The sequence below is a fragment of the Xanthomonas sp. JAI131 genome, from assembly GCF_013410075.1.
GTDB classification, from domain to species: Bacteria; Pseudomonadota; Gammaproteobacteria; order Xanthomonadales; family Xanthomonadaceae; genus Xanthomonas_A; species Xanthomonas_A bonasiae.
Window position 1 is genome coordinate 288,783 of sequence record NZ_JACCCN010000002.1, and the last position, 24,635, is coordinate 313,417.

Here is a 24,635-nt window from a genome sequence, read left to right on the forward strand (position 1 = left end):
TCACCTTGGTGGATAGCGTTTCAGACGTCGCAGAGGCGGATCGCCTCGCGCAGCGAGCCGACAGGATCCGGCGCCGCAGGCATGAATTCCTGCGCCAGATAGCCGTCGAAACCGGTGTCGCGGATCGCGCGACAGATGGCGGGATAGTGGAGTTCCTGCTGGTCTCCGATCTCGTGCCGGCCAGGCACGCCCGCGGTGTGGTAATGCTTGAAGCACGCGTGATGCTTGCCGATGGTGGCGATGATGTCGCCCTCCATGATCTGCATGTGGTAGATGTCGTACAGCAGGCCGAAATGATCCGAGCCGATCCGCCGACACAGCTCGACGCCCCAAGCGGAGTGGTCGCACAGGTAGTCGGGATGATCGACCCTGGAGTTCAGCAGCTCCATCACCAGCACGACGCCGCGCTTCTCGGCATGCCCGAGGATGCGCTTGAGTCCGGCTTCGGCGTGGGCCATGCCTTCCTGGGGATCCATGCCGTTGCGATTGCCGGAAAAACAGATGAGGTTGCGATAGCCGGCATCGGCCACCAGATCGATGTGCCGCGTATAGCGCTCGACCAGCTGGTCGTGGAACTGGCTCCCGGCGAAGCCCTTGTCCAGGCCCATCTCCGCGCCGTTGCACATCGCGCTGTACACGCCATTGGCCTTCAGTGTGGGCCAATCCGCCGGGCCGACCAGATCGATGGCGGCAAAACCGATGCTCTTCACCGTCTGGCAAAGCTGGGCGACCGACTGCTGCGGAAACGTCCAGCGGGCGACGGAATGCTTCAGGTTGCACTTGAGCGGCGCGGCAGCGGCAGCGGCAAACGCAGGCAGCATGCCCGCAGCGCCCAGGCCAAGGCTTCCGGCGACAGCAACGCGCAGCGCATCTCGCCTCGTGAACCCCGGGGCTGGCGCCGGTCCGATCGAATGGATGGACATCCACTTCCGGCCTCCCAACCGGTATCAAACATTGAGGATTCGCCGCAATGCAATCGATTGCACCATAAAGTAGGCAATCGTTTTTTTGCAAGACGCAGTGCACGAAAACCCATGCTGCAAAGCACAACGCCCGTCGCGCCGGTCGCTGCAGGACGGCGATGGAATTTCGGGCGGCGCACGGAGGGGACTACCGGAGGTGCAGCGGAAAGGGGCTGGCATCCCGTGCACCATGGCCCGCTACGCAGGCGAGGCACGGCGAGAAACCGGTGAAACCGGATTCCCGCTTGAGGTTGTGGCAGCGGACTGCCTGGATGGCGGCTGGGGGGCCGGTTCGACGATGCGTTCCAGGGCTTGTTCGCCACACTGGCTACGCGCATTCACGCCACTTGACCCGTTCCGGCCGGGCTGTGCCCGCCCGTGAGCGACAGCATGGATTCGGCACGAAAGACCGCGCCAGATCGTTGCCCGAGGCGGCCGCTCGCGAAGCCACGCCGGCGATCAATCGGTTCCGCGAAGGCAAGAACAGCGAGGCACGCGCCGCTTGCGCGCACGCTTCGGCCCCAATTCCCCAAATCGTGAGAAGAACCATGCCTACGGCGACCCAATCGGCCGATACCGTCTGGCTTCGACGCCTTCGTTTGGGGGTAAGGGACGAACCAGCGCTGAAGATGCACCGCGCCTCTCAGTCGGCCAATCATCCTGGCACGCAAGCCAGTGTCAACGAGACCACTGGATCGAGGTCTTCCGCGCTTGCTTGCCCGATCGCGACAAGGTCGAGACGGGCTTTGTGACTGACGGTGCCGGCGGCCGCAGCGAACAGATCGATATCGTCATCTTCGATCGACATTTCACGCCGATATCGCTCGACCGACAGCGGCATCGCCCCGTCCCCGCCACAGCGGTGTACGCCGTATGCGAATCCGAGCCGCACTTCGACAAGAACTGCTTCGCGTCTGCGGGCCAGCAGCATCGAGAAAAAGAAAAGCCCCGCAAAACGGGGCTCTTCCTGGACCTATTTCTAAGGACTATGTGTCTTAGAACGGGATATCGTCGTCCGCGAAATCGTCCATCGGCGCGGACTGCTGCGGTGCCGGCTGCTGGCGGCGCGGCGCGTAGTCCTGCCCGCCGCCGCCCTGGCTCGGGCGCTCCTGGCGCGGCGGTGCCGAACGCTGCGGGCGATCGCCGCCCATGCCGGCACCACCACCGCCGCCGCCTTCGCGACCGCCCAGCATCTGCATCTCGTCGGCGACGATGTCGGTGGAGTACTTCTCCACGCCGTCCTGGCCGGTGTACTTGTCGTAGCGGATCGAGCCTTCGACGTAGACCGAGCTGCCCTTGCGCAGGTACTCGCCGGCGATCTCGCCGAGCTTGCCGAAGAACACCACGCGGTGCCATTCGGTGCGCTCCTGCTGGTTGCCGTCCTTGTCCTTGCGCACGCTGGTGGTGGCCAGGCTGATCCGGGTGATCGCCATGCCGGCCTGGGTGTACTTGGTGTCGGGGTCGTTGCCGAGGTTGCCGACGAGGATGACTTTATTGATGCCGCGGGCCATGGAATTCTTCCGTTCGGGGTGGTGAACCCGCTCGGGCGCGGGCATGTCGGATAGGGTTGCCCGTTCGGGAACGGGCGAGGACAGTGAATTATACCGGGCTGGCGGCGGATATCAGCCCGACCCCGGTTCAGGCGTAAGACTTGCCCGCACCGGGGGGCCTATAATCCCTGCATTCCCCCTAGTCCGACCGCATGAGCCTCGCCGAAGACCTCCGCCCCGCCCTGGGGCTGCCTCAGATCCAGGCGCTGGCCGCGCCCGACATGAGCGCCGCCGATGCCCTGATCCGCCGCCGTCTGGCTTCGGACGTGGTGCTGATCAACCAGATCGCCGAGCACATCGTTTCCGCCGGCGGCAAGCGCCTGCGGCCGATGCTGGTGATGCTGGCCGGGCGCGCCTGCGGCGACGGCGGGCCGATGCACCACCAGCTGGCGGTGATCGTCGAGTTCATCCATACCTCGACCCTGCTGCACGACGACGTGGTCGACGAATCGGACCTGCGCCGCGGCCGCAGCACCGCCAATGCGCTGTGGGGCAACGCGCCCAGCGTGCTGGTCGGCGATTTCCTGTACTCGCGCAGCTTCCAGCTGATGGTCGAACTGGACAGCATGGCGGTGATGCGGCTGCTCGCCGACACCACCAACCGCATCGCCGAGGGCGAGGTGCTGCAGCTGTTGCACGTGCACAACCCGGATACCGACGAGGCCGCCTATCTGCGCGTGATCGAGCGCAAGACCGCGGTGCTGTTCGCCGCCGGCACCCGGCTCGGGGCGATGGCCTCGGGCGCGTCCGAAGAGGTGCAGCAGCGCCTGTACGACTACGGCATGCACCTGGGCTATGCGTTCCAGATCGCCGACGACGTGCTCGACTACACCGCCGATGCCGCCGACCTGGGCAAGAACCTGGGCGACGACCTGGCCGAAGGCAAGGCCACCCTGCCGCTGATCCACGCGATGGCGCACGCCGACGACGCCACCCGCCAGCGCCTGCGCCATATCGTCGAACAAGGCGATGCCGCCGCGATGCCGGAAGTGCTGGCGGCGATCCAGGCCAGCGGCGGGCTCGACTACAGCCGGCGCCGCGCCGCCGAATACGCCGCCGCTGCCGAACGCGCGCTGGACGGCCTGCCGGAAAGCGAGGCGGTGGCCGCGCTGCGCGGGTTGGCGCGTTACGCGGTCGAACGCAGGCATTGATCCGGCGCGCTGCGCGCGCCGGACGGGATTGGGGATTGGGGATTCGCAGAAGCGGCGATGCGGCTTCTGCGAATCCCCATGGTTCTGAAACGCGTGCTCCGCAGTCGAACTTAAGCGCTGATCCGACGCGCGCGCGTGCCCTGACAGGGTTGGGATTCGTAAAGCGCAGACCTGCCGCTTTTGCGAATCCCGAATCCCTAATCCCTAATCCCATCGCTCATCAAAGAAATCGTGCAGCATGCGATAGGCACGCTTCGCCGCGCGCGGATTGTATTGGCAGCCCGGCGGGCTGTTGGCGTCGGCCTCGGCGAAGCAATGCACCGCGCCGCTGAAGTTGACGAACTGCCAGTCGGCGCCGGCGCCGTTCATTTCCTGCTCGAAGGCGGCGATGTCGTCGCGGCTCACGCTCTTGTCGTCGGCGCCGTTGAGCACCAGCAGCGGCGTCTTGGCGCTGCCTGCGGCGGCCGGTGACGGCGTGCTCAGGCCGCCATGCAGGCTGACCACGCCCGCCAGCGGCGCGCCGGCGCGGACCAGTTCCAACACCGTGGTGCCGCCGAAGCAGAAGCCGACCGCGCCGATCCGTGCAGCGTCCAGCGGCGCCTTGCCGGCTTGCGCCTTCAGCACCTCGACCGCCTTCAATGCACGCGCGCGCAACGTCGCCGGATCCTTCTTCAGCGCCCCGGCGAACTGTCCGGCCTCGGCATCGTTGGCCGGACGCTTGCCCTTGCCGTAGACGTCGGCCAGCAGCACCACGTAGTCATCGCCGGCGAGCTGCTTGGCCTTTTCGATCGCCGACGCGTTGACCCCGCGCCAGTTCGGCACCATCACCAGGCCCGGGCGCTTGTCGTTGTCTTCATCGTCGTAGACCAGCACGCCGCTGAAGCTGTCCTTGCCGACCTTCCATTCCACCGGCTTGGCCTGCATCGCGGCCAGCGCCGGCAACGGCAGCGCCAAGGCCAGGCCCAGCAGGCCGATCCACCGCATCGAACGAGTGCGCATCGCGTCTCTCCCATCGGAACCAGCCGGCAGTCTAAGCGCAGCGGCGGTCATGCGGCGTGCGCGCCAGCTCAATGCGCGAAGCCCCCAGATCAGGCGATGCCCAGCCCCGGGATCGCGCTGATCGCCTCCGGATCGAACCCGGCCAGTTCGGCGAAATGGCGGCCGCGCGCGACGTAGTCGCGGTAGGCGCCGAAGCTGGGGGCGCCCGGCGACAGCAGCACCACGCCGCCGCCCTCGCCCAGCGCTTCGCGCGCCAACGCCACGGCGGCCGGCAGGTCCGCGGCCGCGTGCAGGCCGAAACCGCCGGTCGCGGCCAACGGCGCCAGCAGCGCGTGGATGCGCGGACCGTTGCCGCCCATGGTGACGATCTCCAGCGGCGCGCCGTGGCGCATCGCCTCCGCGAACGCCTGCCAGTCCAGGCCGCGATCGTGGCCGCCGACCAACAGCGCGATGCGGCGCCCGCGAAAGCACTCCAGCGCCGCCAGCGTGGCGTGCGGCGTGGTGCTGATCGAATCGTTGACGTAGGCGACGCCGTCGCGCTCGCCCAAGGTCTGCAGCCGGTTCGGCAACGGCCGGAACTCCGCCGCGGCCGGCGCCAGCGCCGCCGCGTCCAGGCCCAGCGCCTCGATCGCCGCCAGCACCGCGCACAGGTTGCCGCGGTTGTGCCGGCCCGGCAGCGGCGCCCGCGCGCTGTCGAACACCGCCACTTCGCCGCGATGCACGACATCGCCGCGCATGTGCCAGCCGTCTTCGCGATTGAACCAGCGCACCTCGCTGTCGGGCAGCGCCAGCGCCGCCAGCTGCGGATCGGCGGCGTTGAGCAGCGCGATGCGCGGCCGCGCCTGGGTCACCAGCGCCAGCTTGTCCTCGACGTAACGCGCCTGGCTGCCATGCCAGTCCAGATGTTCCGGGAACAGGTTCAGCACCAGCGCCAACTGCGGCCGCGCACCGCTGCGCGCCACGTCGCCGGTCTGGTAGCTGGACAGTTCGATCGCCCAGTAGTCGGGCGGCTGCGGCGGCGCCAGCACTTCCAGCAGCGGCAGGCCGATGTTGCCGACCAGGCCGGTGCGATGGCCGCCGGCGCGCAGCAGGTGCGCCAGCAATGCGGTGCTGGTGCTCTTGCCCTTGGTGCCGGTGATGCAGACGCTGCCCGGCACCACGCCGTCGGCGTCCGCACGTTCGGCGAACCACAGCGCGGTACCGCCGATGAAGCGCGTGCCGTGCGCGGCGGCGGCCTGCGCCTCGGGCCGATACGGGCTGATCCCGGGCGACTTGATGACCACGTCGAACGCAGCCAGCCGCTCGGCACTGATCTCGGTTTCCACCTGCAGCGCGGGATCCCCGAGCGCCGACAGCGAAGCCGCTTCGTCAACCGAACAGAATACCGTCAGCGGCAGCGCCGCCGCCGATTCCCCATTCCCCATTCCCCATTCCCTGCCGCGCACCGCGGCATACGCCGCCCGGCCCTCGCGGCCCCAGCCCCACAGCGCGACGCGCAGACCGTCAAGCTGCGAAATTCGCACGCACGCGTTCCCACAGCTCGGCCGGAATGCGATGCTGCGTGTCCAGCGCCAGCAGCGGCTCCACGCGCAGGTCGCCGGCGTCCAGCTGCGGCTGGATCTCGCGGATGAACCGCGCCACCAGCGCGTCCTCCTTCCATTCCGCGCGCGCAGCCAGCGTGGCCATCGCCGCGCGCGATTCGCGGCCCTCGCCGACGCATTCGAACGGCTTGTGGTCCTGGAATTCCAGCAGCGCATCGAAACCCGGCGCCTGCGCCGCATCGTCGAGCAGGTTGCGGCCGAAGATCCGCACCAGCCGCGTCTTCGGCATGAACGGGGCCAACGCCAGGAACACGAAATGGCACTTCGGGCACACCCCGCACCAGCGGTGCGCCGGGCGCTCGCCGAGGATGTGGAAATTGCGGTTGCAACTGGAAAAATGCGCGTCGTAATGGTCGGTCTTGGCGAACTGCCGCGCCACCGCCAGCTCCGACAACGGGCGCAGCAGCGAGTAGTAGCGCAGATCCGCGGCCACGTAGCGCTGCACATGCGCGCCGAACGCCTGCTCGAACGCCCAGCCCTTGGACCACTGGTGGTTGACCTCGCCGGTGCCGGCGATCTGGCTGCCGTAGCTGGCCGAGTGCTCGTTGGAAAACACCACCTGGCCCGCGTCCTGCAGCAGCGCGGCGAACACCAGGATCGCCGAGTTCACCGCGGTCACCGGGATATGCCCGTTCCACGCGCCCTGCCGGTTCAGTTCGAACAGCTCCGGCGCCAGCGCGCGGCCGATGTTCAAGGTCGGCAGCGCGGTGCGCTCGGCGCAGGCGCGGATCAGCTGCGAGCCGCCGATCCAGGCCACGGTCTGCTCCACGCCGGCCGCGCGCAACGCCTCGATGCTGACCAGCGAATCCTTGCCGCCGCCGATCGCGACCAGCGCATGCCCGCGCAGGCCCAGTGCCGGAGCACCCTGTTCGTCTGCCGCCGTCGCCGGAAAGCGGATCCGCTCGCGCAGATCCAGCCCGTTGCGATAGGCGAACTCGCCCAGGCCGTGCAGATACACGCTGTCCAGCAGCGCCGCAGTCTCGGCGTCGATCGCGTAGTCGTCGATTTCGATCCGCGGCGGCACCGCGGCCTTGTAGTAGCTGACCCCAGCGATCAGGTGCAGCAGGCGCAGCGCGTGCTGCACGGCCTGCGCGCGCGCCGCGTCCAGCACGAACGGCGCGCCGGGCACGGTGATCGTCTCCACCAGCTCCGGGCCCTGGTCGAAGGCATAGACCAGGCGCGCGACGCCGCTGTCGGCGTCGAACGCGCAGCGCACGAAGCGGAAGGTGGTGATCTGCTGTTTGTCGAAAGCGGTCATGGCGTATCCGGAATCGGGCTGAGCGGCATTCGCGCCGAAGCGCGGCATGCCGCTCGCGCTGCGCGCGGCGGCGCAAGAAAGCGGGTCTCAGACGGCAGGCGCATCGATCACGTCCTCCCGCGGCAGCTCGCGTTGGTTGTAGGTGCTGGCCATCGCGTAGCCGTAGGCGCCGGCATCGGCGATCAGCATCACGTCGTCGGCCGCGGTGGCGGCAGGCAGGCGGCGGCGCTTGCCGAACACGTCGCTGGATTCGCAGATCGGGCCGACCACGTCGAACACCGCATCGGCCTCGCGCTCGAGCCGGCTCAGGTTGGCCACGTCGTGCCAGGCGTCGTACAACGCCGGGCGCACCAGCGCGTTCATGCCCGCATCCAGGCCGACCCGGCGGATGCCGTCCTTCTCGATCACCTGGGTGGCGCGGGTCAGCAGCACGCCGCATTCGGCGACCAGATAGCGGCCCGGCTCGACCGCCAGGCGGAATGCCGGGTGCACCGCCTTGACCTCGGCCAGGCCCTGCGCCCAGGCATCGAGATCGAACGGTTCGTCGTCGGCGCTGTAGGCGATCGGCAGGCCGCCGCCGATGTCGATGACCTCCACGCTGCCGATGCGGCGTGCGAAGCCGGCCAGTTCGTCGCACATGCGCCGCCAGTGCTGCGCCGTCTCCACGCCGCTGCCCAGGTGCGCGTGCACGCCGACAATGCGGATATCCAGCGTGCGCGCGACCTCGACGAATTCGTCCACCCGCGTCGCCGACAGGCCGAACTTGGACGCCTTGCCGCCGGTGTTGACCTTCTCGTGGTGGCCGTCGCCGTGGCCCAGGTCGATGCGCAGCCACAGGCTGCGGCCGCGGAACAGTTCCGGCCAGCGCTGCAGCAGCTCGACGTTGTCCACGGTGACGGTCACGCCCAGCGCGAACGCGGCTTCGTACTCGGCCTTGGGCGCGAAGCTGGGGGTGAACAGCACCCGCCGCGGCGACAGCTCCGGCAAGGTGTCGAACACCCGGCGCAGTTCGCCGTGCGACACGCATTCCAGGCCGAAATCCTCGGCGACCAGCGCCTCGAGAATCGCCGGATGCGAATTGGCCTTGATCGCGTAGTAGCGCTGGTCGATCGGCGCGATCGCCTTGAGCGCGCGGGCGCGCTCGCGCAGCGTCGGCAGATGGTAGACATAGCGCGGCGTGCCGGCGTCGGCCAGGCGCAGCAGGTGCTCGCGCTCGGCATGCCACCACGGCGTCGGCCGCGCGCGCACGCTGCCGGTGATCTCACGCCAGCGCGGGCCGAACACCTCGGTCTCCTCCACCGGCATCGCGCCGCTGTCGATCAGCTCGGCGTGCAGGATCGGCAACAGGCCGTCGGCATCGGCCTCGTCGATGACGAAGGTCAGGTTCAGGTCGTTGGACGACTGCGAGATCATGTGCACGCGCTCCTTGCCGAACGTGGCCCACACGTCCGAGAGCTTGTGCAGCAGCGAGCGCATGCCGCGTCCGACCAGGGTGATCGCCGCGCACGGCACGATGATCTTGACCCGGCAGATCTCCGCCAGGTCGGCCGACAGCGCCGCCAGCACGTCGGTGTTGACCAGGTTCTCGCTCGGATCCAGCGACACGGTGACGTTGGTCTCGGCCGAACCGATCAGGTCCACCGACAGCCCATGCTTGGCGAAGCGCGCGAACACGTCGGCCAGGAAGCCGACCTGCTGCCACATGCCGATGCCTTCCATCGACACCAGCACGATGCCGTTGCGGCGGCTGATCGCCTTGACCCCGGGCACGGTGCGCGCGTTGCCGTCGATGCTGGTGCCGGGCAGCTCGGGGCGCTCGGTGTCCAGGATCGCCATCGGCACGCCGCCGTCGCGGCACGGCTTGATCGAGCGCGGATGCAGCACCTTGGCGCCGGTGGTGGCGATTTCCTGCGCTTCGTAATAGTCCAACCGGGTCAGCAGGCGCGCATCGGGCACTTCGCGCGGATTGGCGCTGAACATGCCTGGCACGTCGGTCCAGATCTCCACCCGGCTGGCGCCGAGCAGCGCGCCGAAGTACGCCGCCGAGGTGTCCGAGCCGCCGCGGCCGAGGATCGCGGTACCGCCGTCCTGGTGCCGCGAAATGAAGCCCTGGGTGATCAGCATCCGCGCCGGCTGGGCGACGAAACGTTCGCGCCAGGCCGTGTCGGACTGCCACTGGCACGACACCGACAGCCGCTTGGACCACTCGCTCTGGTTCGGCTGCGGCGGCAGCGCGTCCAGCCACTGGCGCGCGTCCATCCAGCCGAAATCCAGGCCGCTGGCGCGCAGGTAGGCCGCGCCCAGTGTCGAGGACAACAACTCGCCCTGGCCCAGCACCTCGGCCTGCCAGTCCAGCGTGCGGCTCGCCGCGCGCGGGTCGTCGAGCAATCCGCGCAGCGCCACCAGGCGCGCGCCGAGCACGCTGTCCGCATCCAGTTCCAGTTCGCCCAGGAACTCGCGGTGGCGCTGCTCCAGCGCGGCCACGCGCTGCGCGCTGTCGGCGCTGCCGTCGGCGATCGCGGTCAACTCGTTGGTCACCCCCGACAGCGCCGACACCACCACCAGCACCCGCGCCCCGGTCTCGTCGGCGCGTTTTTTCGCCAGCTTCCCGATCGTGTCCCAGCGATGACGACGCGACACCGAGGTGCCGCCGAACTTGAGGACGATCCAACGATCGACGTGGGGGGAAGAGGACATTTCGTTGTGGGGTCTGGTGGAGGGAAAGAGGCCCGGAACGCCGGGCGGAACCTGCGATTCTATGCCAAGCGCAGCGCTCCTGGCGCTTGCCGGCCAAGCCCGCGATGCGCCGGCCCTGCATCGGGCGCGCGCCGCGGTTGCTAAGCTGCGCGCCCCCGCCTTCGAGTGCCTGCCATGACCACGCGCCGTTTCCTGCAACTGGATGTGTTCTCCCCGCGCCCCGGCGCCGGCAATCCGCTGGCGGTGGTGCTGGATGCGCAAGGCCTGGACGCGGCGGCGATGCAGGCGATCGCGCGCTGGACGCGGCTGCCGGAGACCACCTTCGTGTTCCCGGCCACGCAGCCGGGCGCCAGCTACGGCATCCGCATGTTCAGTCCGCAGAAGGAAGTGCCGTTCGCCGGCCACCCCAGCGTCGGCACCGCGCATGCGGTGCTGGAGGCGGGCATCGCCGTGCCCAAGGACGGCGTGCTGGTCCAGGAAGGCATCGCCGGGCTGCTGCCGTTGCGCGTGGATGCGGACGGTGGCGTGCGCAGCATCGCCATCCGCACCCCGCGCGCGCAGGTCGCGGAGATCGCCGACGCCGCCGATCCGCGCCTGGCGGCGGCGCTGGCCGGCTGGACGCTGGGCGCGCAACCGCCGGTGCGCATGGACGGCGGCCGCTGCTGGTGGCTGGTCGAAATCGCCGACGAAGCCGCGTTGCGCGGCCTGGCGCCGGACTGGGAAGCGATCGCCGCGCTGGCCGAAAGCACCGCCAGCATGGGTGTGTTCGCCTATGCGCGGGCCGACGACCAGGCGTATCAGCTGGCAGTGCGTGCGTTCGTCGGCAATGGCCGCCGGTTCGAGGATGCCGCATCCGGCGCCGCCAACGCCGTACTCGCCGCGTGGCTGGACCACCGCGACGCCCTGCCCGGCCGCGACGGCCGTTACGTGGTCAGCCAGGGCCGCGAGGTCGGCCACGATGCCTTGCTGACCCTCAGCGTGGACAGCGCCGGCGAGGTCTGGTCGGGCGGCCAGGTACAGACGGTGATCGACGGGCGCATCGACTGGCGCTGAGCGGCAGATCGATAACGCTTGCCTGCAACGGCAGGAGTGGGCGGCAGGGCCGCCTGACGAATCGTCGTCGGCGGCCAGCGCCGTGGCGCTGGCCGCCGATGCCCCATGGACGCCTCAGCGAGGCGTCCGCATCGTTCAGTCGGGCAACACGTCCACGCGCACCCGGATGCGGTCGCCCGGACGCTCCGCGCTGCGCGTGTGGTAGTAGCGGCCGCCGTATTCGTAGGTCACGTCGTAGCCGTCCACCCGGTCGTAGCTCTCGCTGCGATAGGCCACCGGTTCGCACACGCTGACCGAGCCGGTCTGCACGGTGGTGCGGGTATTGCTGTCGTAGATCGAGCGCCCGGCCAGGCCGCCGACCATGGTGCCGACCGCGGTGCCGACGAAGCGCCCGCTGCCGCCGCCGACGCGGCTGCCCAGCAGCGCACCGGCGATGCCGCCGACCACCGTGGCCGCGCTGCGCCCGCCGTCGGTGCCGCGGTAGCCGTCGCTGTAGTAGCCATTGCCGCGGTAGCCGTTTTCGACATATTCGCCCGAGGCCGGGCGCTCGTAGCAGCGCTCGGTGGTTTCGCGCGGGCCGCGCACCGGCACGATGATCGGGTCGGCACGGACCACACGGGCGTATTCGTAGCTGCCGCTGCTCGGATAGCCGCGATCGCGATAGCCATCGTAGCGGCCGTAGTCCTGCGCAGTGGCGGAGCCGACCACGCCCACGGCGAGCGCGGCGGTCAGAAGACGGGTCGAGAGCTTGTTCATGTCGAAGATTCCAGGCGCGTGGATCGCGCACCTGCATGCTCGGTCCGCGCCGGTGAAACGAGACTGAATTGGGCCCGGTCGACGGCGACTGTTTAGCGCCGCGACAGCTGTTGCCGCAACGGGGGCTTGCGCGTATCGCGACTGGAACCGCTCCCATGCAACGGCAAACGGCCAGGCCGCGCGAGCCGTAGCCGGCGTGGCCTGACCGTCGTTTCGGGGAAAAGGCCTGGCGGCGCGCGCCAGGCCCGACGCTCAGCCCAGTTCGGCTTCCAGGCTGATCGGCACGGCGCTCAGCGCCTTGGACACCGGGCAGTTCTGCTTGGCGTCGTCGGCCAGCGCACGGAACTGCGCCGCCTCGATGTTCGGGACCACGGCCTTGACCTTGAGCCGGATCTGCGACAACTGCGGACCGCCTTCCATCGACAGATCGACCTCGGCGCGCGTGTCCAGCGAGGTCGGCGGGAAGCCCGCCTCGCTGAGCTTGGCCGACAGCGCCATGGTGAAGCAGCCTGCGTGCGCGGCGGCGATCAACTCTTCCGGATTGGTGCCCTTCTCGTCGCCGAAGCGGCTGCTGAAGGCGTAGCGGGTGTTCTCCAGCAGACCGCTCTGCGGCGTGCTCAGCTGGCCCTTGCCGTTCTTGAGATCGCCTTCCCAATGCGCGGTGGCGTGACGCGAAATGCCCATGCGGTACTCCCGTGGTGAATGAGGCAGGCACGATAGAGCAGCGGGCGTTACGGCCTTGTGCGGCGCAGTACCCGCCGTGGGCGGTGCGCATCCGGGCACCGCTGGCGGCGTTTTTGGCGGAGCGCAGCGATGCTCCGCAAGCGATGGCGATCGCTCGCCCGCAGGCGCCGCCGGTCGCCCAGCTCGGCGAACTCGTCGATAGCCGACACCGCGACCAACTCGCCAGGTGGCACGCCCTCTGCGCAGCAACGGCCAGCGCGCGGCGCAACCCGGCGCCTCCACGCACGGCAGCGACCGCGCCGCCTCCGGAGCGTGCGCGCCCAGCCGTACACATCGGAAGCAGACGGCGACGCGGCGAGTGGGATTGCTGTCCGCCGGACCGGTCCGAGCAGCCGCCTGCGCACTGGATTCCAGCATTGCCAATGGCCGCGGCGAGGCGGCGGCGATGCCGGTCGCGGCTCGGCATGAACGCTGCGCCTAGCGGCAGCGCGCTGCCGTTTTCCCGGTCCAAATCCGCCCTTGCGGCGAAAAAAAACGCGGCATGGGGCTTTTTCCGCGTCTTTTTGCGGTTTGCCTATTGGCGCGGCGTAGCACATGCCCTACATTTCGCCATGCCGACGGGGTCGGCGCGACCCAACCACCTATCGTTTACGGAATCAGGACATCATGGCAAAGACCGCGAAAAAGGCTGCCCCGAAAAAGGCAGCGAAGAAAGTAGCCACCAAGACCGCCGCCAAGCCGGCCGCTCCCAAGCCGATCAAGGAAGCGCTGAGCAAGTCCGCGCTGGTCGCCCACATCGTCGAAGCCAGCGGCGTCGTCGCCAAGGACGTGCGCGCGGTGATGGCCTCGCTCGAGCACGCCGTGGCCGGCTCGGTCAGCAAGAAGGGCGCCGGTTCGTTCACCCTGCCGGGCCTGCTCAAGATCACCGCCGTCAGCGTGCCGGCCAAGCCGAAGCGCAAGGGCATCAACCCGTTCACCAAGGAAGAGCAGTGGTTCGCCGCCAAGCCGGCCACCACCAAGCTGAAGGTGCGCCCGCTGAAGAAGCTCAAGGACGCCGCGCTCTGAGCAGCGTCGCCTGATCCAGGCAAGCACACCGGACGAGACGGCCTGCGCCGTCTCGTTTTTTTTGCGCGCTCGCCGCCGCCCGCAGCGGGATTGACAGCCCGCTAAGGCGGCGCCGGCTATACCGGTGCTTCAATTCGAAAGGAACGCGTGCATGAAGCTACAGGGCTTTCTCGACCAACTGCTGCAATCGGCGCAGGGCGCCGCCGGCCAGGCCATGGCCAAGACCGGCACGTCCGCCTCGGCGGGATCGCCCGCCAGGAGCGGCGGCCTCGGCGGCATGCTCAACGCCGACTTCGGCAAGGGCGCCCTGAGCGGCGGCGCGCTCGGCCTGCTGCTGGGCAAGAACCGCACCACGCGCAAGCTGGCGACCTATGGCGGCCTGGCCGCAATCGGGGTGATGGCCTACCGCGCCTACGGCGACTACAAGCGCCAGCAACTCGGTGCTGCCGCGCCTGAAGAACCGCAGACCCTGGACCGGTTGCCGCCGCTGGAAGTGGAACAGCACAGCCAGGCGATCCTGCGCGCACTGGTCGCCGCGGCCAAGGCCGACGGCCATATCGACACCCGCGAACGCGAACTGATCGAAGGCGAGTTCACCCGCCTCGACGGCGACGAGGACGTGCAGCGCTGGCTGCACGCGGAACTGGAGAAGCCGCTGGACCCGGCCGAAGTGGCGAAAGCCGCGACGACGCCGGAAATCGCCTCGGAGATGTATCTGGCCAGCCTGCTCGCCGCCGACGAACAGAGCTTCATGGAACGCAGCTACCTGGACGAACTGGCGCGCCAGCTCGGCATCGACGACGCGCTGAAGCAGCAGTTGCAGAAGCAGGCCGGCACGCAGGCTGGCTGAGGCGATGCCGGCAGCGGCGCCCTCGCCTGCGCGGACGCTGCGCCGTTGGCTGCTGCGCTCGACCGCACTGGCCTGCACGGCGCTCGCGCTGGCCTGGGCCTGGCAGCAGCCGTGGGCGCTGCGTGCGCGGGCCGGTTGGGAACTCGCGCGGCAGCCGCCGCCCACCGCGCTGCGCATGCCGGTGCAAGGCGTGGACCCGCGCCGCGTGGCCGCCACCTTCGGCGCGCCGCGCGGTCGCGATCGCCAGCACGCCGGCGTGGACATCTTCGCCAAGCGCGGCACGCCGGTGCTGTCGGCCACGCGTGGCATCGTGGTCGCAGTCGCCGAGCGCGGCCTCGGCGGCCGCCAGGTGTGGGTGATGGGTCCGGCCCGGCAACGCCATTACTACGCGCATCTGCAGGACTGGGCGCCGGACCTGCAGGTCGGCGACCTGGTCGAGGCTGGCGATCCGCTCGGCACGGTCGGCGACAGCGGCAACGCGCGCGGCACGCCACCGCATCTGCACTACGGCGTCTACGCCGAGGGCGGTGCCTACGATCCGCTGCCGCTGCTGCGTGCGGCGCGCTGAACGGTCGCAAAGAGGCGTGCCATCGCGTCCAAGCCATGCCCACACGGGGTTTGGCGGCCGTGCAGAGGGACATGGCAACGCGTCTCCGATAGTCGGACCCACGCCGCGTAGCGCCGATCAGCGGCCGCCATGGCCCAACCCGCACGGCCGTCGCCTGCGGCACGACCGGCGCCCGATGCTTGATGACGCGCCCTGGAACAGAGCGTCGCGGCCATCCCTCTCGTGATAGTGGCGGACGGCGCCTATCTTGGGTCGACCGACCCGCCGTGCGCACGCCCATGACCGCCTCCCAACGCTACCGCATCACCGTCACGCCGATCGAGGCCGACGGGCTGCAATGCCAAGGCCGCTGCACCATCGAATTCGAGGCCCGCTGCCGGCAGGACTGGATGCGCCTGCTCGAAGCCGCGCAGCGTCATCCCGGCCTGCACGGCGACGAGCGCGCCGCGCTGACCGTGGGCACGCAACTGCTGCGCGGACTCAGCGAGCGCAGCGACAGCGAGGCGCAGGCCTTGCTGGCACCGCTGCGTCCGGCGCTGGATGCGATCCTGGCGCGGCTGGCGCCGACCGCCGCGTGACCAGCCGGCGCACGCGTTTCCGCAGGCCTGACCGCTTCACCCCCCTCTTCCGCTAATCGCGCATTCACCGGCTGCGGTTATGTTGAACCCCTGATTCCGCCAAGGCACCACATCCCATGAAGCTCCGCCTGCTGACCTTGCGCGCCGCCGCGCTGCTGACCCTCGTTGCCGCGACCCAGCTGCAGGCCGAGCCGATGATCCAGGGCAAACAGGTCAGCGTCGGCGCTGCCGATGTGCAGCAGTATCTGGACGGCAGCTTCCCGCAGACGCACAAGGCGCTCGGCGGGCTGGTGAAGATGACCATCCGCGATCCCAAGCTGTCGCTGCCGCCGGGCGACCGGCTGAAGATGCAGTTCGACCTGAGCATGGCCACCGGCGGCGGCGCGCCGACCCCGCTGGGCACGGTGCTGCTGACCAGCGGGCTGCGCTACGAACAGCAGACCCAGGGCTTCCACCTGCAGTCGCCGACCATCGACGATTTCCGCCCGGCCGCCAACGGCGGCAAGCTAGACGCCAATACCCGCGAGTTGCTCAACGTCTGGCTGGGCGACTACGCGCGCAAGGAACCGATCTACAAGCTGGATCCGGCGCTGGGCGCGGTGATGGGCAACGTGCAGATCGAATCGGCGGCGGTGGAGAACGGCAAGCTGGTGGTGCACTTCAACCAGGACATCGGCAAGCTGGTACCGGCCGGCGCGCTGTCGGGGCAGTGAGGCTGCGCTGCGGCGGGTGAGGCGGTGACGCTGCGCGCCTTGGATCGGCGCGGGGAAAGAAACCTAGTATTGCCTTCGGTGCGAGTCGCGCGCGGCGTCCTGGGCGCGACGATCGACAGGAAGCTCTGTCGGAACCTAAGCGGTAGTGGGACAGCGTCAGGCGTCGGATGCCGTCCGTCGCGGCTGAAGCCGCTCCTACAGTGCACCCAGTGGGCCTGTCGCAGTTCCTGTAGGAGCGGCTTCAGCCGCGACCCTTTTCTCGGCTCGAGCGATCCGACTGTTTCATTCCACGGTCGGGGCTGAAGCCCCTCCTACAGAAAAACGGCGGCCCGCAGGCCGCCGTTTTTCGTTGCGGAGACTGTGTGCCGAACTCAGCCCAGCGCCTTGGCCACCGCCGCGGCGAACGCGGGAATGTCGTCCGGCTTGCGGCTGGTGATGAGGTTGCCGTCCACCACCACTTCCGCATCCTGCCAGCGCCCGCCGGCATTGCTCAGGTCGGTCTTCACCGACGGCCACGAGGTCACCTGCTTGTCGCGCACCAGGCCGCTTTCGGCCAGCAGCCAGGGGCCGTGGCAGATCGCCGCGACCGGCTTGCCGGCGCCGGCGAAGGACTGGATGAAACGGATCGCGGTGGCTTCGGTGCGCAGGTTGTCCGGATTGATCACTCCGCCCGGCAGCACCAGCGCGTCGTAGTCGCCTGCATTGGCCTGGGCCAGGCGCTTGTCGACCGGCACGCTGTCGCCCCAGTCCTTCTTGTTCCAGCCGCGGATGCTGGAGGCATCGCCGGGCGCGATCACATCGACCTGCGCGCCCCACGATTCCAGCAGCCGCTTGGGCTCCTGCAACTCGGACTGTTCGAAGCCGTCGGTGGCCAGGACCGCGACGCGCTTGCCGGACAGGGAAGATGCTGTGCTCATGGGAAACTCCTCTACAGGGGGAGCGTCACCGTAGGAGCGCCGCGGTTGCAGCGTCGTGAGCCGCGCGTCTAGGCCAAGTGCAGGTGCGCACTCAGCGCTTGGGCTGCAGCATGGTCCCGGTGCAGTTCTTGGATCCGCAGCGGCACTCCCAGATCTTCTTCAGCCGCGGCGTATGCCGTTCGCCCAGGGTGATGCCGTAGTTGTAGGTCAGTTCCTCGCCCGGCTTGATCGCGCGCAACGTCTCGATCACCACCTTGTCCTGGCGCCGGTCGTCGCCTTCGGCCTCGATGATCACCGCCTCGCAGTTGGGCGCGCAGCTGTGGTTGATCCAGCGCGCGTCGTTGCCTTCGTAGTTGGCGTCGATCACGTAGTCGTCGCTGAGGGTGAACAGGAAGGTGTGCCCGGTCTCGACATCGCCGGCCTCGTCGCGATCCACTTCGGCATGGGTGCGGCGGCGGCCCTTGTACTCGATGACCCGCTCGCCTTTCTTGAGCGGCAGCACGGCGAACACGCCATTGCCATGGATGCGGGACTTGCGGGCGGCGATCTTGCGGGGCATGCGGCGGTCCGGAACGGGAAAGCGCTGATTCTGGCGCACATCGGCGGCGATCCCAAGCCCCGCGGATCGCGCCAGGCTGCCGCGCCGTGGCCGCTGGCGGCGCCGATCGCCGCGATAGGGAAAAACATGAACGCGCGGCTTGGACGCCGGCGCCGCGAAAGCGTACAATTTCGGTCCGCATTGAATTCCGGCCGTTGCCCCATGCTCCGCGTCACCAAGTTGACCGATTACGCCACCGTCGTGCTGACCGTGCTCGCCGCGCGTCCCGGCGAGGTGCTGAGCGCGACCGAACTGGCCGAGCAGTCCGGGCTGGAGCCTCCCACCGTCAGCAAGCTGCTCAAGCCGCTGGCCCAGGCCGGGCTGGTCGAAGGCCTGCGCGGCGTGCACGGCGGCTACCGGCTGGCGCGCCCGGCCGACGCCATCACCCTGATCCAGATCGTCGAGGCGATGGAAGGCCCGCTGGCGATCACCGAATGCAGCCACCAGGAAAGCCAGTGCAGCATCGCGCAGAAATGCGGCGTGCGTTCCAACTGGCGGTTGATCAACGACGTGGTCGCCGATGCGCTGCGCGGCGTGACCCTGGCGCAGATGCTGCACCCGCTTCCCTCTTCCGGCGAAACCAGACGGCGTCCGATCGCCGTGCGTTTCGCGACCACCTGACTGTAGGCAGCCCCCATGGCCACCGAAAACGCTGAAATCCTGGAACGGCTGGGACGTCGCTACGACGCCGGCTTCATTACCGACATCGAATCCGACTCGTTCCTGCCCGGCTTGAACGAAGACGTCGTGCGCGCCCTGTCCGTCAAGAAAGACGAGCCGGAGTGGATGACCGAGTGGCGCCTGGCCGCCTACCGGCACTGGCTGAAGATGCCGATGCCGCACTGGGCCAAGCTCAACATCGCGCCGATCGATTTCCAGGCGCTGAGCTACTACTCCGCGCCCAAGGGCCCCAAGTACGCCTCGCTGGACGACGTGCCCAAGGAACTGCTGGACACCTACGACAAGCTCGGCGTGCCGCTGCACGAGCGCGCCAAGCTGGCCGGCGTGGCGGTGGACGCGGTGTTCGACTCGGTCTCGGTCGGCACCACCTTCCGCAAGGAACTGGCCGAGAAGGGCGTGATCTTCTGCTCGATGTCCGAGGCGATCAAGGAACATCCGGAGATCGTCAGGCAGTACCTGGGCAGCGTGGTGCCGGTCGGCGACAACTACTTCGCCGCGCTCAATTCGGCGGTGTTCTCCGACGGCAGCTTCGTGTTCATTCCCAAGGGCGTGCGCTGCCCGATGGAACTGAGCACCTACTTCCGCATCAACGCCGGCCACACCGGCCAGTTCGAGCGCACCTTGATCGTGTGCGAGGACAAGGCCTACGTGTCCTACCTGGAAGGCTGCACCGCGCCGATGCGCGACGAGAACCAGCTGCATGCGGCGGTGGTCGAGCTGGTGGTGCTGGAAGACGCCGAGATCAAGTATTCGACCGTGCAGAACTGGTACCCGGGCGACGAGAACGGCGTCGGCGGCATCTACAACTTCGTGACCAAGCGCGGCGAATGCCGCGGCGCGCGCAGCAAGATCACCTGGACCCAGGTCGAGACCGGTTCGGCGATCACCTGGAAGTATCCCTCCTGCGTGCTGCTCGGCGACGACTCGGTCGGCGAGTTCCACTCGGTGGCGCTGACCCATCATCGCCAGCAGGCCGATACCGGCACCAAGATGATCCACATCGGCAAGCGCACCAAGAGCAAGATCGTCAGCAAGGGCATCAGCGCCGGCCGCGGCCAGAACACCTACCGCGGCCTGGTCAAGGTGGAGCGCAGCGCCGAGGGCGCGCGCAACTACACCCAGTGCGATTCGCTGCTGATCGGCAAGCAGTGCGGCGCGCACACCTTCCCGTACATCGAAGTCAAGCATCCCACCGCCACGGTCGAGCACGAGGCCACCACCTCCAAGATCAGCGACGACCAGCTGTTCTACTGCCGCGCCCGCGGCATCGACCAGGAAAACGCGGTGTCGATGATCGTCGACGGCTTCTGCAAGCAGGTGTTCCGCGAACTGCCGATGGAGTTCGCGGTGGAGGCCAAGAAGCTGCTGGAAGTGTCGCTGGAAGGCAGCGTCGGCTGACGCCTTACCCTTCTCCCACCGGGAGAAGGTGGCGCGAAGCGCCGGATGAGGGTACGGGCGAAGCCTAGCGTCCCCAAATCCACGAGACGCTTCGCGCCGTACCCTCACCCCAACCCCTCTCCCGGTAGGAGAGGGGCTACACAAGAATTCTGACGGATCATCTGCATGCTCAACATCGAAAACCTCCACGCTTCCGTCGCCGGCAAGGACATCCTCAAGGGCCTGTCGCTGCAGGTGCAGCCCGGCCAGGTGCACGCCATCATGGGTCCCAACGGCGCCGGCAAATCCACGCTGGGCAATATCCTCGCCGGCCGCGACGGCTACGAGGTGACCCAGGGCAGCGTGCGCTTCGAAGACCGCGACCTGCTCGAGCTGGAACCGGAAGAACGCGCCGCCGCCGGCGTGTTCCTGGCCTTCCAGTACCCGGTGGAAATCCCCGGGGTCAACAACACCTACTTCCTGCGCGCCGCGCTCAACGCGCAGCGCAAGGCGCGCGGCGAGGCCGAACTGGATTCGATGCAGTTCCTGAAGCTGGTGCGGCAGAAGCTCGCCGTGCTGCACCTGAAGGACGAGCTGCTGCACCGCGGCGTCAACGAGGGTTTCTCCGGCGGCGAGAAGAAGCGCAACGAGATCTTCCAGCTGGCGGTGCTGGAGCCGAAGCTGGCGATCCTCGACGAGACCGACAGCGGCCTGGACATCGACGCGCTGAAGACCGTCGCCGAAGGCGTCAACGCGCTGCGTTCGCCCGACCGCGCGTTCCTGGTCATCACCCACTACCAGCGCCTGCTCGACTACATCAAGCCGGACGTGGTGCACGTGCTGGCCGACGGCCGCATCGTGCAAAGTGGCGGTCCGGAACTGGCGCTGGAACTGGAAGCGCATGGCTACGCATGGTTGAAGGACCGTGTGGCGCCGGAGGCGACGGCCTGATGAGCGCCCTGCTCGACTCCCTGGCGGCCGCCTTCCACGGCGACGGCGCACGCCGCGCGCCGCTGGAACAGGCGCTGCGCGACGGCCTGCCCGGCCCGCGCAGCGAGGCGTGGAAGTACACCTCGCTGCGTGCGCTGGAGCGGCGCAGCTTCAGCCCGGCGCCGAGCGCGGCGCCCGCCGTGGATGCGGCCATCGTCGACGGCATTCCTGCGCCGCGGCTGGTGTTCGTCAACGGCCGCGCCAGCGATGCGCTGTCCGACCTGGCCGGCCTGCCGGCCGGGGTCGAACTGCAGCGCCTGTCCACGATCCTGCGCAGCGGCGACGATGCGATGCGCTTCCTCGGCCGCCGCTTCGAGCGCAGCGACGAAGTGTTCGCCCAGCTCAATTCCGCGCTGGCCGACGAAGGCAGCGTGCTGCGCGTGGATGCCGGCGTGCAGGCCGCGGTGCCGCTGCACCTGGTGTTCGTGTCCACCGCCGGCGCCGGCGACCATGCCTGGCACCATCGCCACCTGATCGAACTGCGCCAGGACGCGGCGCTGTCGCTGGTCGAGCATCACCTGCACCTGGGAGAGGCCGCGCACCTGAGCAACACCCTGGCGCACGTGCACCTGGCCGCCGGCGCGCAGCTGACCCACGCGCGGGTTCAGGCGGACGCGTCCGGCGTCACCGCGCTGCTGCGCACCGATGCGGTGCTGGCGCGCGACGCGCAGTACCGGCGCATCGACCTGGAGCTGGGCGGCGCGCTGTCGCGGCACGAGCTCAACGTGCGCCTGGAAGGCGACAACGCGCGGCTGGTCGCCAACGGCGTGCTGCTCGGCAACGGCCGCCGCCAGATCGACACGCGCCTGGGCATCGAGCACATCGCCCGCGACACCGCCTGCGAACTGCTGTGGCGAGGCGTGGCCGCGGCGCGCAGCCGGGTGGTGTTCCATGGCGGCATCCACATCCGCCAGGGCGCCGACGGCAGCGATGCCAACCTGTCGAACAAGAACCTGCTGCTGTCCGCCGATGCCGAGATCGATACCCAGCCGGTGCTGGTGATCGACGCCGACGAGGTCAAGGCCGCGCACGGCGCCACCGTCGGCCAGCTCGACGCCAATGCGCTGTTCTACCTGCGCTCGCGCGGCCTGCCGCGCGAGCGTGCGCAGCAGTTGCTGACCGCCGCGTTCTGCCGCGAACCGCTGCGCGTGCTGGATGCATCGCTGAGCGAATTCCTGGTCGCGCGCCTGGACCAGGCGCTGGCCGCCGCGGGCGTGGCATGAGCAGCGTCGCCCCGCACAAGACCGCGCCGGACCAGGCGCCGGACTGGGACAAGGTCCGCAGCGATTTCCCGCTGCTGATGCGACAGGTGCACGGCAAGCCGCTGATCTATTTCGACAACGCCAACACCGGGCAGAAGCCGCTGCAGGTGATCGCGGCGCTGGACGAGTTCTACCGGCGCTACAACGCCAACGTCAGCCGCGCGGTGCACGCGCTGGGCACCGAGGCCACCGACGCCTACGAGGGCGCGCGCAACAAGCTGGCGCGCTTCCTCAACGTGCGCGCCGACGAGCTGGTGCTGTGCAGCGGCACCACCTTCGCGATCAACCTGGTGGCCTATTCGTGGGCGCTGCCGCGGCTCAAGGCCGGCGACAGCATCCTGGTGTCGCGGATGGAGCACCACGCCAACATCGTGCCGTGGCAACTGGTCGCACAGCGTACCGGCGCCACCATCAAGGTCGCCGAGATCACCGCCGACGGCGCGCTGGACCTGGACGCGCTGCGCAAGGCGATGACCCCGGACGTGAAGCTGCTGGCGCTGACCCACGTGTCCAACGTGCTGGGCACGGTCAATCCGGTGCGCGAGATCTGCCGCGAGGCGCGCAAGCGCGGCATCGTCAGCGTCATCGACGGCTCGCAGGCCGCGCCGCACCGCGCCCTGGACGTGGCCGCGATCGGCTGCGACTTCTACGCCATCACCGGGCACAAGATGTGCGGCCCGACCGGCACCGGCGCGCTGTGGGCGCGGCGCGAGCATCTGCAGGCGATGCCGCCGTTCATCGGCGGCGGCGAGATGATCAAGGAAGTCAGCTTCGACGGCACCGTGTTCAACGATCCGCCGCACAAGTTCGAAGCCGGCACCCCCAACATCGCCGGCTTCGTCGGCCTGGGCGCGGCGGTGGACTACCTGACCGGGCTGGGCCTGGAACACGTGGAAGCGCGCGAGACCGAACTGCTGGCGCATTTCACCGAGGAACTGCAGAAGATCGACGGCCTGCGCATCTTCGGCACCGCGCCGGGCAAGGCCGCGGTGGTGTCGTTCCTGGTCGAGGGCGCGCACGCCCACGACCTGGCCACGCTGCTGGATCTGGAAGGCGTGGCGGTGCGCTCCGGCCAGCACTGCGCGCACCCGCTGCTGCAGTTCTACGGCGTCGCCGCCACCTGCCGCGCCTCGCTGGCGTTCTACAACACCCATGCCGAGATCGAGCGCTTCGTGGCGGCGTTGCTGAAGGTGCGCAAGCTGTTGATGTGATTGGAGCCGGGATTGGGGATTCGGGATTGGGGATTCGCAAAAGCGCTGCCTTGGCGAATCCCCAATCCCCACTCCCGAATCCCGGCCGCCAGGCTAAAATCGGCCCATGCACACCCTCACCTTCCGCACCGCCACCGTCGCCGATCTCGACGCCATTGCCGCCCTGGTCACCTCGGCCTATCGCGGCGACAGTAGCCGCATCGGCTGGACCACCGAAGCCGACCTGCTCGACGGCAACCGCATCGACCGCGAGGTGTTGCGCGCCGACATCCTGCGTCCGCGCAGCCTGGTGCTGCTGGCCGAGCGCGACGGCGACCTGATCGCCTGCGCACACATCGCCGACGACGACGGCGCCGGCTATTTCGGCATGTTCTCGGTGCAGCCGCAGGCGCAGGGCGGCGGCCTGGGCAAGACCGTGCTGGCCGAGGCCGAACGCATCGCCTGGCAGGAATGGCAGCTGCCAGTGATGCGGATGGCAGTGATCGACGTGCGCGACGAACTGATCGCCTTCTACGAGCGCCGCGGCTACCGCCGCACCGGGATCAAGAAACCCTTCCCCTACGGCGACGCACGCTTCGGCGCGCCCAAACGCGACGACCTGCGCTTCGAAGTGCTGGAAAAGCCGCTGGGCGGCGCCGCATGAGCGAGACCTGGACCTTCGTCTGCGCCGACGGCGCGCTGGCGCCGGGCGAGACCGCGACGGTGTGGGACGAAGTCACCGCCACCCCGATCGTGGTGTTCAACCTCGACGGCACCTTCTACGCGTTGGAGGACCGCTGCAGCCACGAGGACTACGAGCTGTCCCCCGGCACCTTCGATGCCGCCGCCGGCAGCATCGAATGCCTGCTGCACGGTGCCCGTTTCGACATCCGCGACGGCCGCCCGTTGTGCGCACCGGCCTACAGTCCGGTGCCCAAGTTCCCGGTGAAGTCCGAACACGGCGGACTGTGGACCCGCGACGACCGCGACTGAGCGCGCCGCTGCGCTCGCCCCCGAAAATCTTTATCTTTCAAATATCTACAACGGAACAAGCTGCTTGCGCGGCGACCCCGGGAGCAGCGCCACCGGCCGCCATGTAACGCAATGTAACGAAAGCTATTGCAAATAATTCGCA

Annotated in this window: 25 protein-coding genes; 14 read left to right on the top strand and 11 right to left on the bottom strand. The window is 68.8% G+C overall.

The window, feature by feature from the left end; translation table 11 throughout:
* Positions 1-20 precede the first annotated feature (20 nt).
* The 3 genes from HDC36_RS08050 to HDC36_RS08060 all read right to left on the bottom strand — a co-directional run bounded on the left by HDC36_RS08050 (position 21) and on the right by HDC36_RS08060 (position 2,473).
* Complete coding sequence (locus tag HDC36_RS08050) at positions 21-923, bottom strand: TIM barrel protein (protein WP_179566134.1); 903 nt, start codon at positions 921-923, stop codon at positions 21-23.
* Between the two features lie 694 nt (positions 924-1,617).
* Positions 1,618-1,803, bottom strand: coding sequence for a hypothetical protein (locus HDC36_RS08055; RefSeq protein ID WP_179566135.1), 186 nt, complete (start codon positions 1,801-1,803; stop codon positions 1,618-1,620).
* 154 nt (positions 1,804-1,957) lie between these two features.
* Entirely contained in the window at positions 1,958-2,473 is a 516-nt protein-coding gene (locus tag HDC36_RS08060) for a single-stranded DNA-binding protein (protein ID WP_179566137.1), read from the bottom strand.
* 191 nt (positions 2,474-2,664) lie between these two features.
* On the opposite strand from HDC36_RS08060, the gene HDC36_RS08065 reads away from it, so the two are divergent.
* The gene (locus HDC36_RS08065) at positions 2,665-3,663 is read left to right on the top strand and encodes a polyprenyl synthetase family protein (protein ID WP_179566139.1); all 999 of its coding nucleotides are present in this window, start codon (positions 2,665-2,667) and stop codon (positions 3,661-3,663) included.
* Positions 3,664-3,867: 204 nt separating this feature from the next.
* Here HDC36_RS08065 and HDC36_RS08070 read toward each other — a convergent pair whose 3' ends face one another.
* The 4 genes from HDC36_RS08070 to HDC36_RS08085 form a co-directional block, all read right to left on the bottom strand.
* Positions 3,868-4,662, bottom strand: a complete 795-nt coding sequence (locus HDC36_RS08070) for a dienelactone hydrolase family protein (RefSeq protein WP_179566141.1) — start codon at positions 4,660-4,662, stop codon at positions 3,868-3,870.
* A gap of 89 nt (positions 4,663-4,751) precedes the next feature.
* Positions 4,752-6,185: a UDP-N-acetylmuramoyl-L-alanine--D-glutamate ligase gene (gene murD, locus HDC36_RS08075; protein ID WP_179566143.1), complete on the bottom strand. Its 1,434-nt coding sequence runs from the start codon at positions 6,183-6,185 to the stop codon at positions 4,752-4,754.
* Positions 6,166-7,521 (bottom strand): UDP-N-acetyl-alpha-D-muramoyl-L-alanyl-L-glutamate epimerase, encoded by a 1,356-nt coding sequence (gene murL / locus HDC36_RS08080; protein WP_179566145.1) that lies wholly within the window; start codon positions 7,519-7,521, stop codon positions 6,166-6,168. Before murL ends, murD begins: the two co-directional genes overlap by 20 nt.
* Before the next feature lie 87 nt (positions 7,522-7,608).
* The gene (locus HDC36_RS08085) at positions 7,609-10,218 is read right to left on the bottom strand and encodes a bifunctional aspartate kinase/diaminopimelate decarboxylase (protein ID WP_179566147.1); all 2,610 of its coding nucleotides are present in this window, start codon (positions 10,216-10,218) and stop codon (positions 7,609-7,611) included.
* 174 nt (positions 10,219-10,392) lie between these two features.
* Between HDC36_RS08085 and HDC36_RS08090 the strand changes: the two genes are divergently transcribed.
* Entirely contained in the window at positions 10,393-11,271 is an 879-nt protein-coding gene (locus HDC36_RS08090; RefSeq protein ID WP_179566149.1) for a PhzF family phenazine biosynthesis protein, read from the top strand.
* 135 nt (positions 11,272-11,406) lie between these two features.
* Here the strand turns inward: HDC36_RS08090 and HDC36_RS08095 are convergent, their stop codons facing one another.
* The gene (locus HDC36_RS08095; RefSeq protein ID WP_179566151.1) at positions 11,407-12,027 is read right to left on the bottom strand and encodes a glycine zipper 2TM domain-containing protein; all 621 of its coding nucleotides are present in this window, start codon (positions 12,025-12,027) and stop codon (positions 11,407-11,409) included.
* Between the two features lie 252 nt (positions 12,028-12,279).
* The gene (locus tag HDC36_RS08100) at positions 12,280-12,711 is read right to left on the bottom strand and encodes an OsmC family protein (protein WP_179566153.1); all 432 of its coding nucleotides are present in this window, start codon (positions 12,709-12,711) and stop codon (positions 12,280-12,282) included.
* Positions 12,712-13,377: 666 nt separating this feature from the next.
* Between HDC36_RS08100 and HDC36_RS08105 the strand changes: the two genes are divergently transcribed.
* From HDC36_RS08105 to HDC36_RS08125, 5 genes are all read left to right on the top strand, one after another.
* Positions 13,378-13,776, top strand: coding sequence for an HU family DNA-binding protein (locus HDC36_RS08105; RefSeq protein ID WP_145708001.1), 399 nt, complete (start codon positions 13,378-13,380; stop codon positions 13,774-13,776).
* 151 nt (positions 13,777-13,927) lie between these two features.
* Positions 13,928-14,626, top strand: coding sequence for a tellurite resistance TerB family protein (locus tag HDC36_RS08110; protein WP_179566155.1), 699 nt, complete (start codon positions 13,928-13,930; stop codon positions 14,624-14,626).
* Positions 14,627-14,630: 4 nt separating this feature from the next.
* On the top strand, positions 14,631-15,194 hold the full coding sequence (locus HDC36_RS08115) for a M23 family metallopeptidase (protein WP_179566156.1): 564 nt from the start codon (positions 14,631-14,633) through the stop codon (positions 15,192-15,194).
* A 278-nt stretch (positions 15,195-15,472) separates the two neighbouring features.
* Positions 15,473-15,772, top strand: coding sequence for a DUF3861 family protein (locus tag HDC36_RS08120; RefSeq protein ID WP_179566158.1), 300 nt, complete (start codon positions 15,473-15,475; stop codon positions 15,770-15,772).
* Positions 15,773-15,966: 194 nt separating this feature from the next.
* The gene (locus tag HDC36_RS08125; protein ID WP_225209968.1) at positions 15,967-16,485 is read left to right on the top strand and encodes a DUF1439 domain-containing protein; all 519 of its coding nucleotides are present in this window, start codon (positions 15,967-15,969) and stop codon (positions 16,483-16,485) included.
* Between the two features lie 371 nt (positions 16,486-16,856).
* On the opposite strand, the gene HDC36_RS08130 is transcribed toward HDC36_RS08125, so the two are convergent.
* Positions 16,857-17,402 (bottom strand): type 1 glutamine amidotransferase domain-containing protein, encoded by a 546-nt coding sequence (locus HDC36_RS08130; protein ID WP_179566167.1) that lies wholly within the window; start codon positions 17,400-17,402, stop codon positions 16,857-16,859.
* Between the two features lie 91 nt (positions 17,403-17,493).
* Positions 17,494-17,961 (bottom strand): SET domain-containing protein-lysine N-methyltransferase, encoded by a 468-nt coding sequence (locus HDC36_RS08135; RefSeq protein WP_179566169.1) that lies wholly within the window; start codon positions 17,959-17,961, stop codon positions 17,494-17,496.
* A 201-nt stretch (positions 17,962-18,162) separates the two neighbouring features.
* Here HDC36_RS08135 and HDC36_RS08140 point away from each other — a divergent pair, with 201 nt between their 5' ends.
* The 7 genes from HDC36_RS08140 (at position 18,163) to HDC36_RS08170 (ending at position 24,493) form a co-directional block, all read left to right on the top strand.
* Positions 18,163-18,621 (top strand): SUF system Fe-S cluster assembly regulator, encoded by a 459-nt coding sequence (locus tag HDC36_RS08140; protein ID WP_179566171.1) that lies wholly within the window; start codon positions 18,163-18,165, stop codon positions 18,619-18,621.
* Positions 18,622-18,636: 15 nt separating this feature from the next.
* Entirely contained in the window at positions 18,637-20,079 is a 1,443-nt protein-coding gene (gene sufB / locus HDC36_RS08145; protein WP_179566173.1) for a Fe-S cluster assembly protein SufB, read from the top strand.
* A gap of 165 nt (positions 20,080-20,244) precedes the next feature.
* Entirely contained in the window at positions 20,245-21,009 is a 765-nt protein-coding gene (sufC, locus tag HDC36_RS08150; RefSeq protein ID WP_179566176.1) for a Fe-S cluster assembly ATPase SufC, read from the top strand.
* Positions 21,009-22,271, top strand: coding sequence for a Fe-S cluster assembly protein SufD (gene sufD / locus HDC36_RS08155; protein WP_179566178.1), 1,263 nt, complete (start codon positions 21,009-21,011; stop codon positions 22,269-22,271). Before sufC ends, sufD begins: the two co-directional genes overlap by 1 nt.
* A complete protein-coding gene (locus tag HDC36_RS08160; RefSeq protein WP_179566180.1) occupies positions 22,268-23,521 on the top strand; it encodes a cysteine desulfurase in 1,254 nt (417 codons plus the stop codon). Before sufD ends, HDC36_RS08160 begins: the two co-directional genes overlap by 4 nt.
* 106 nt (positions 23,522-23,627) lie before the next feature.
* The gene (locus HDC36_RS08165) at positions 23,628-24,164 is read left to right on the top strand and encodes a GNAT family N-acetyltransferase (protein WP_053841579.1); all 537 of its coding nucleotides are present in this window, start codon (positions 23,628-23,630) and stop codon (positions 24,162-24,164) included.
* Positions 24,161-24,493 (top strand): non-heme iron oxygenase ferredoxin subunit, encoded by a 333-nt coding sequence (locus tag HDC36_RS08170; protein WP_053841580.1) that lies wholly within the window; start codon positions 24,161-24,163, stop codon positions 24,491-24,493. Before HDC36_RS08165 ends, HDC36_RS08170 begins: the two co-directional genes overlap by 4 nt.
* Positions 24,494-24,635 lie beyond the last annotated feature (142 nt).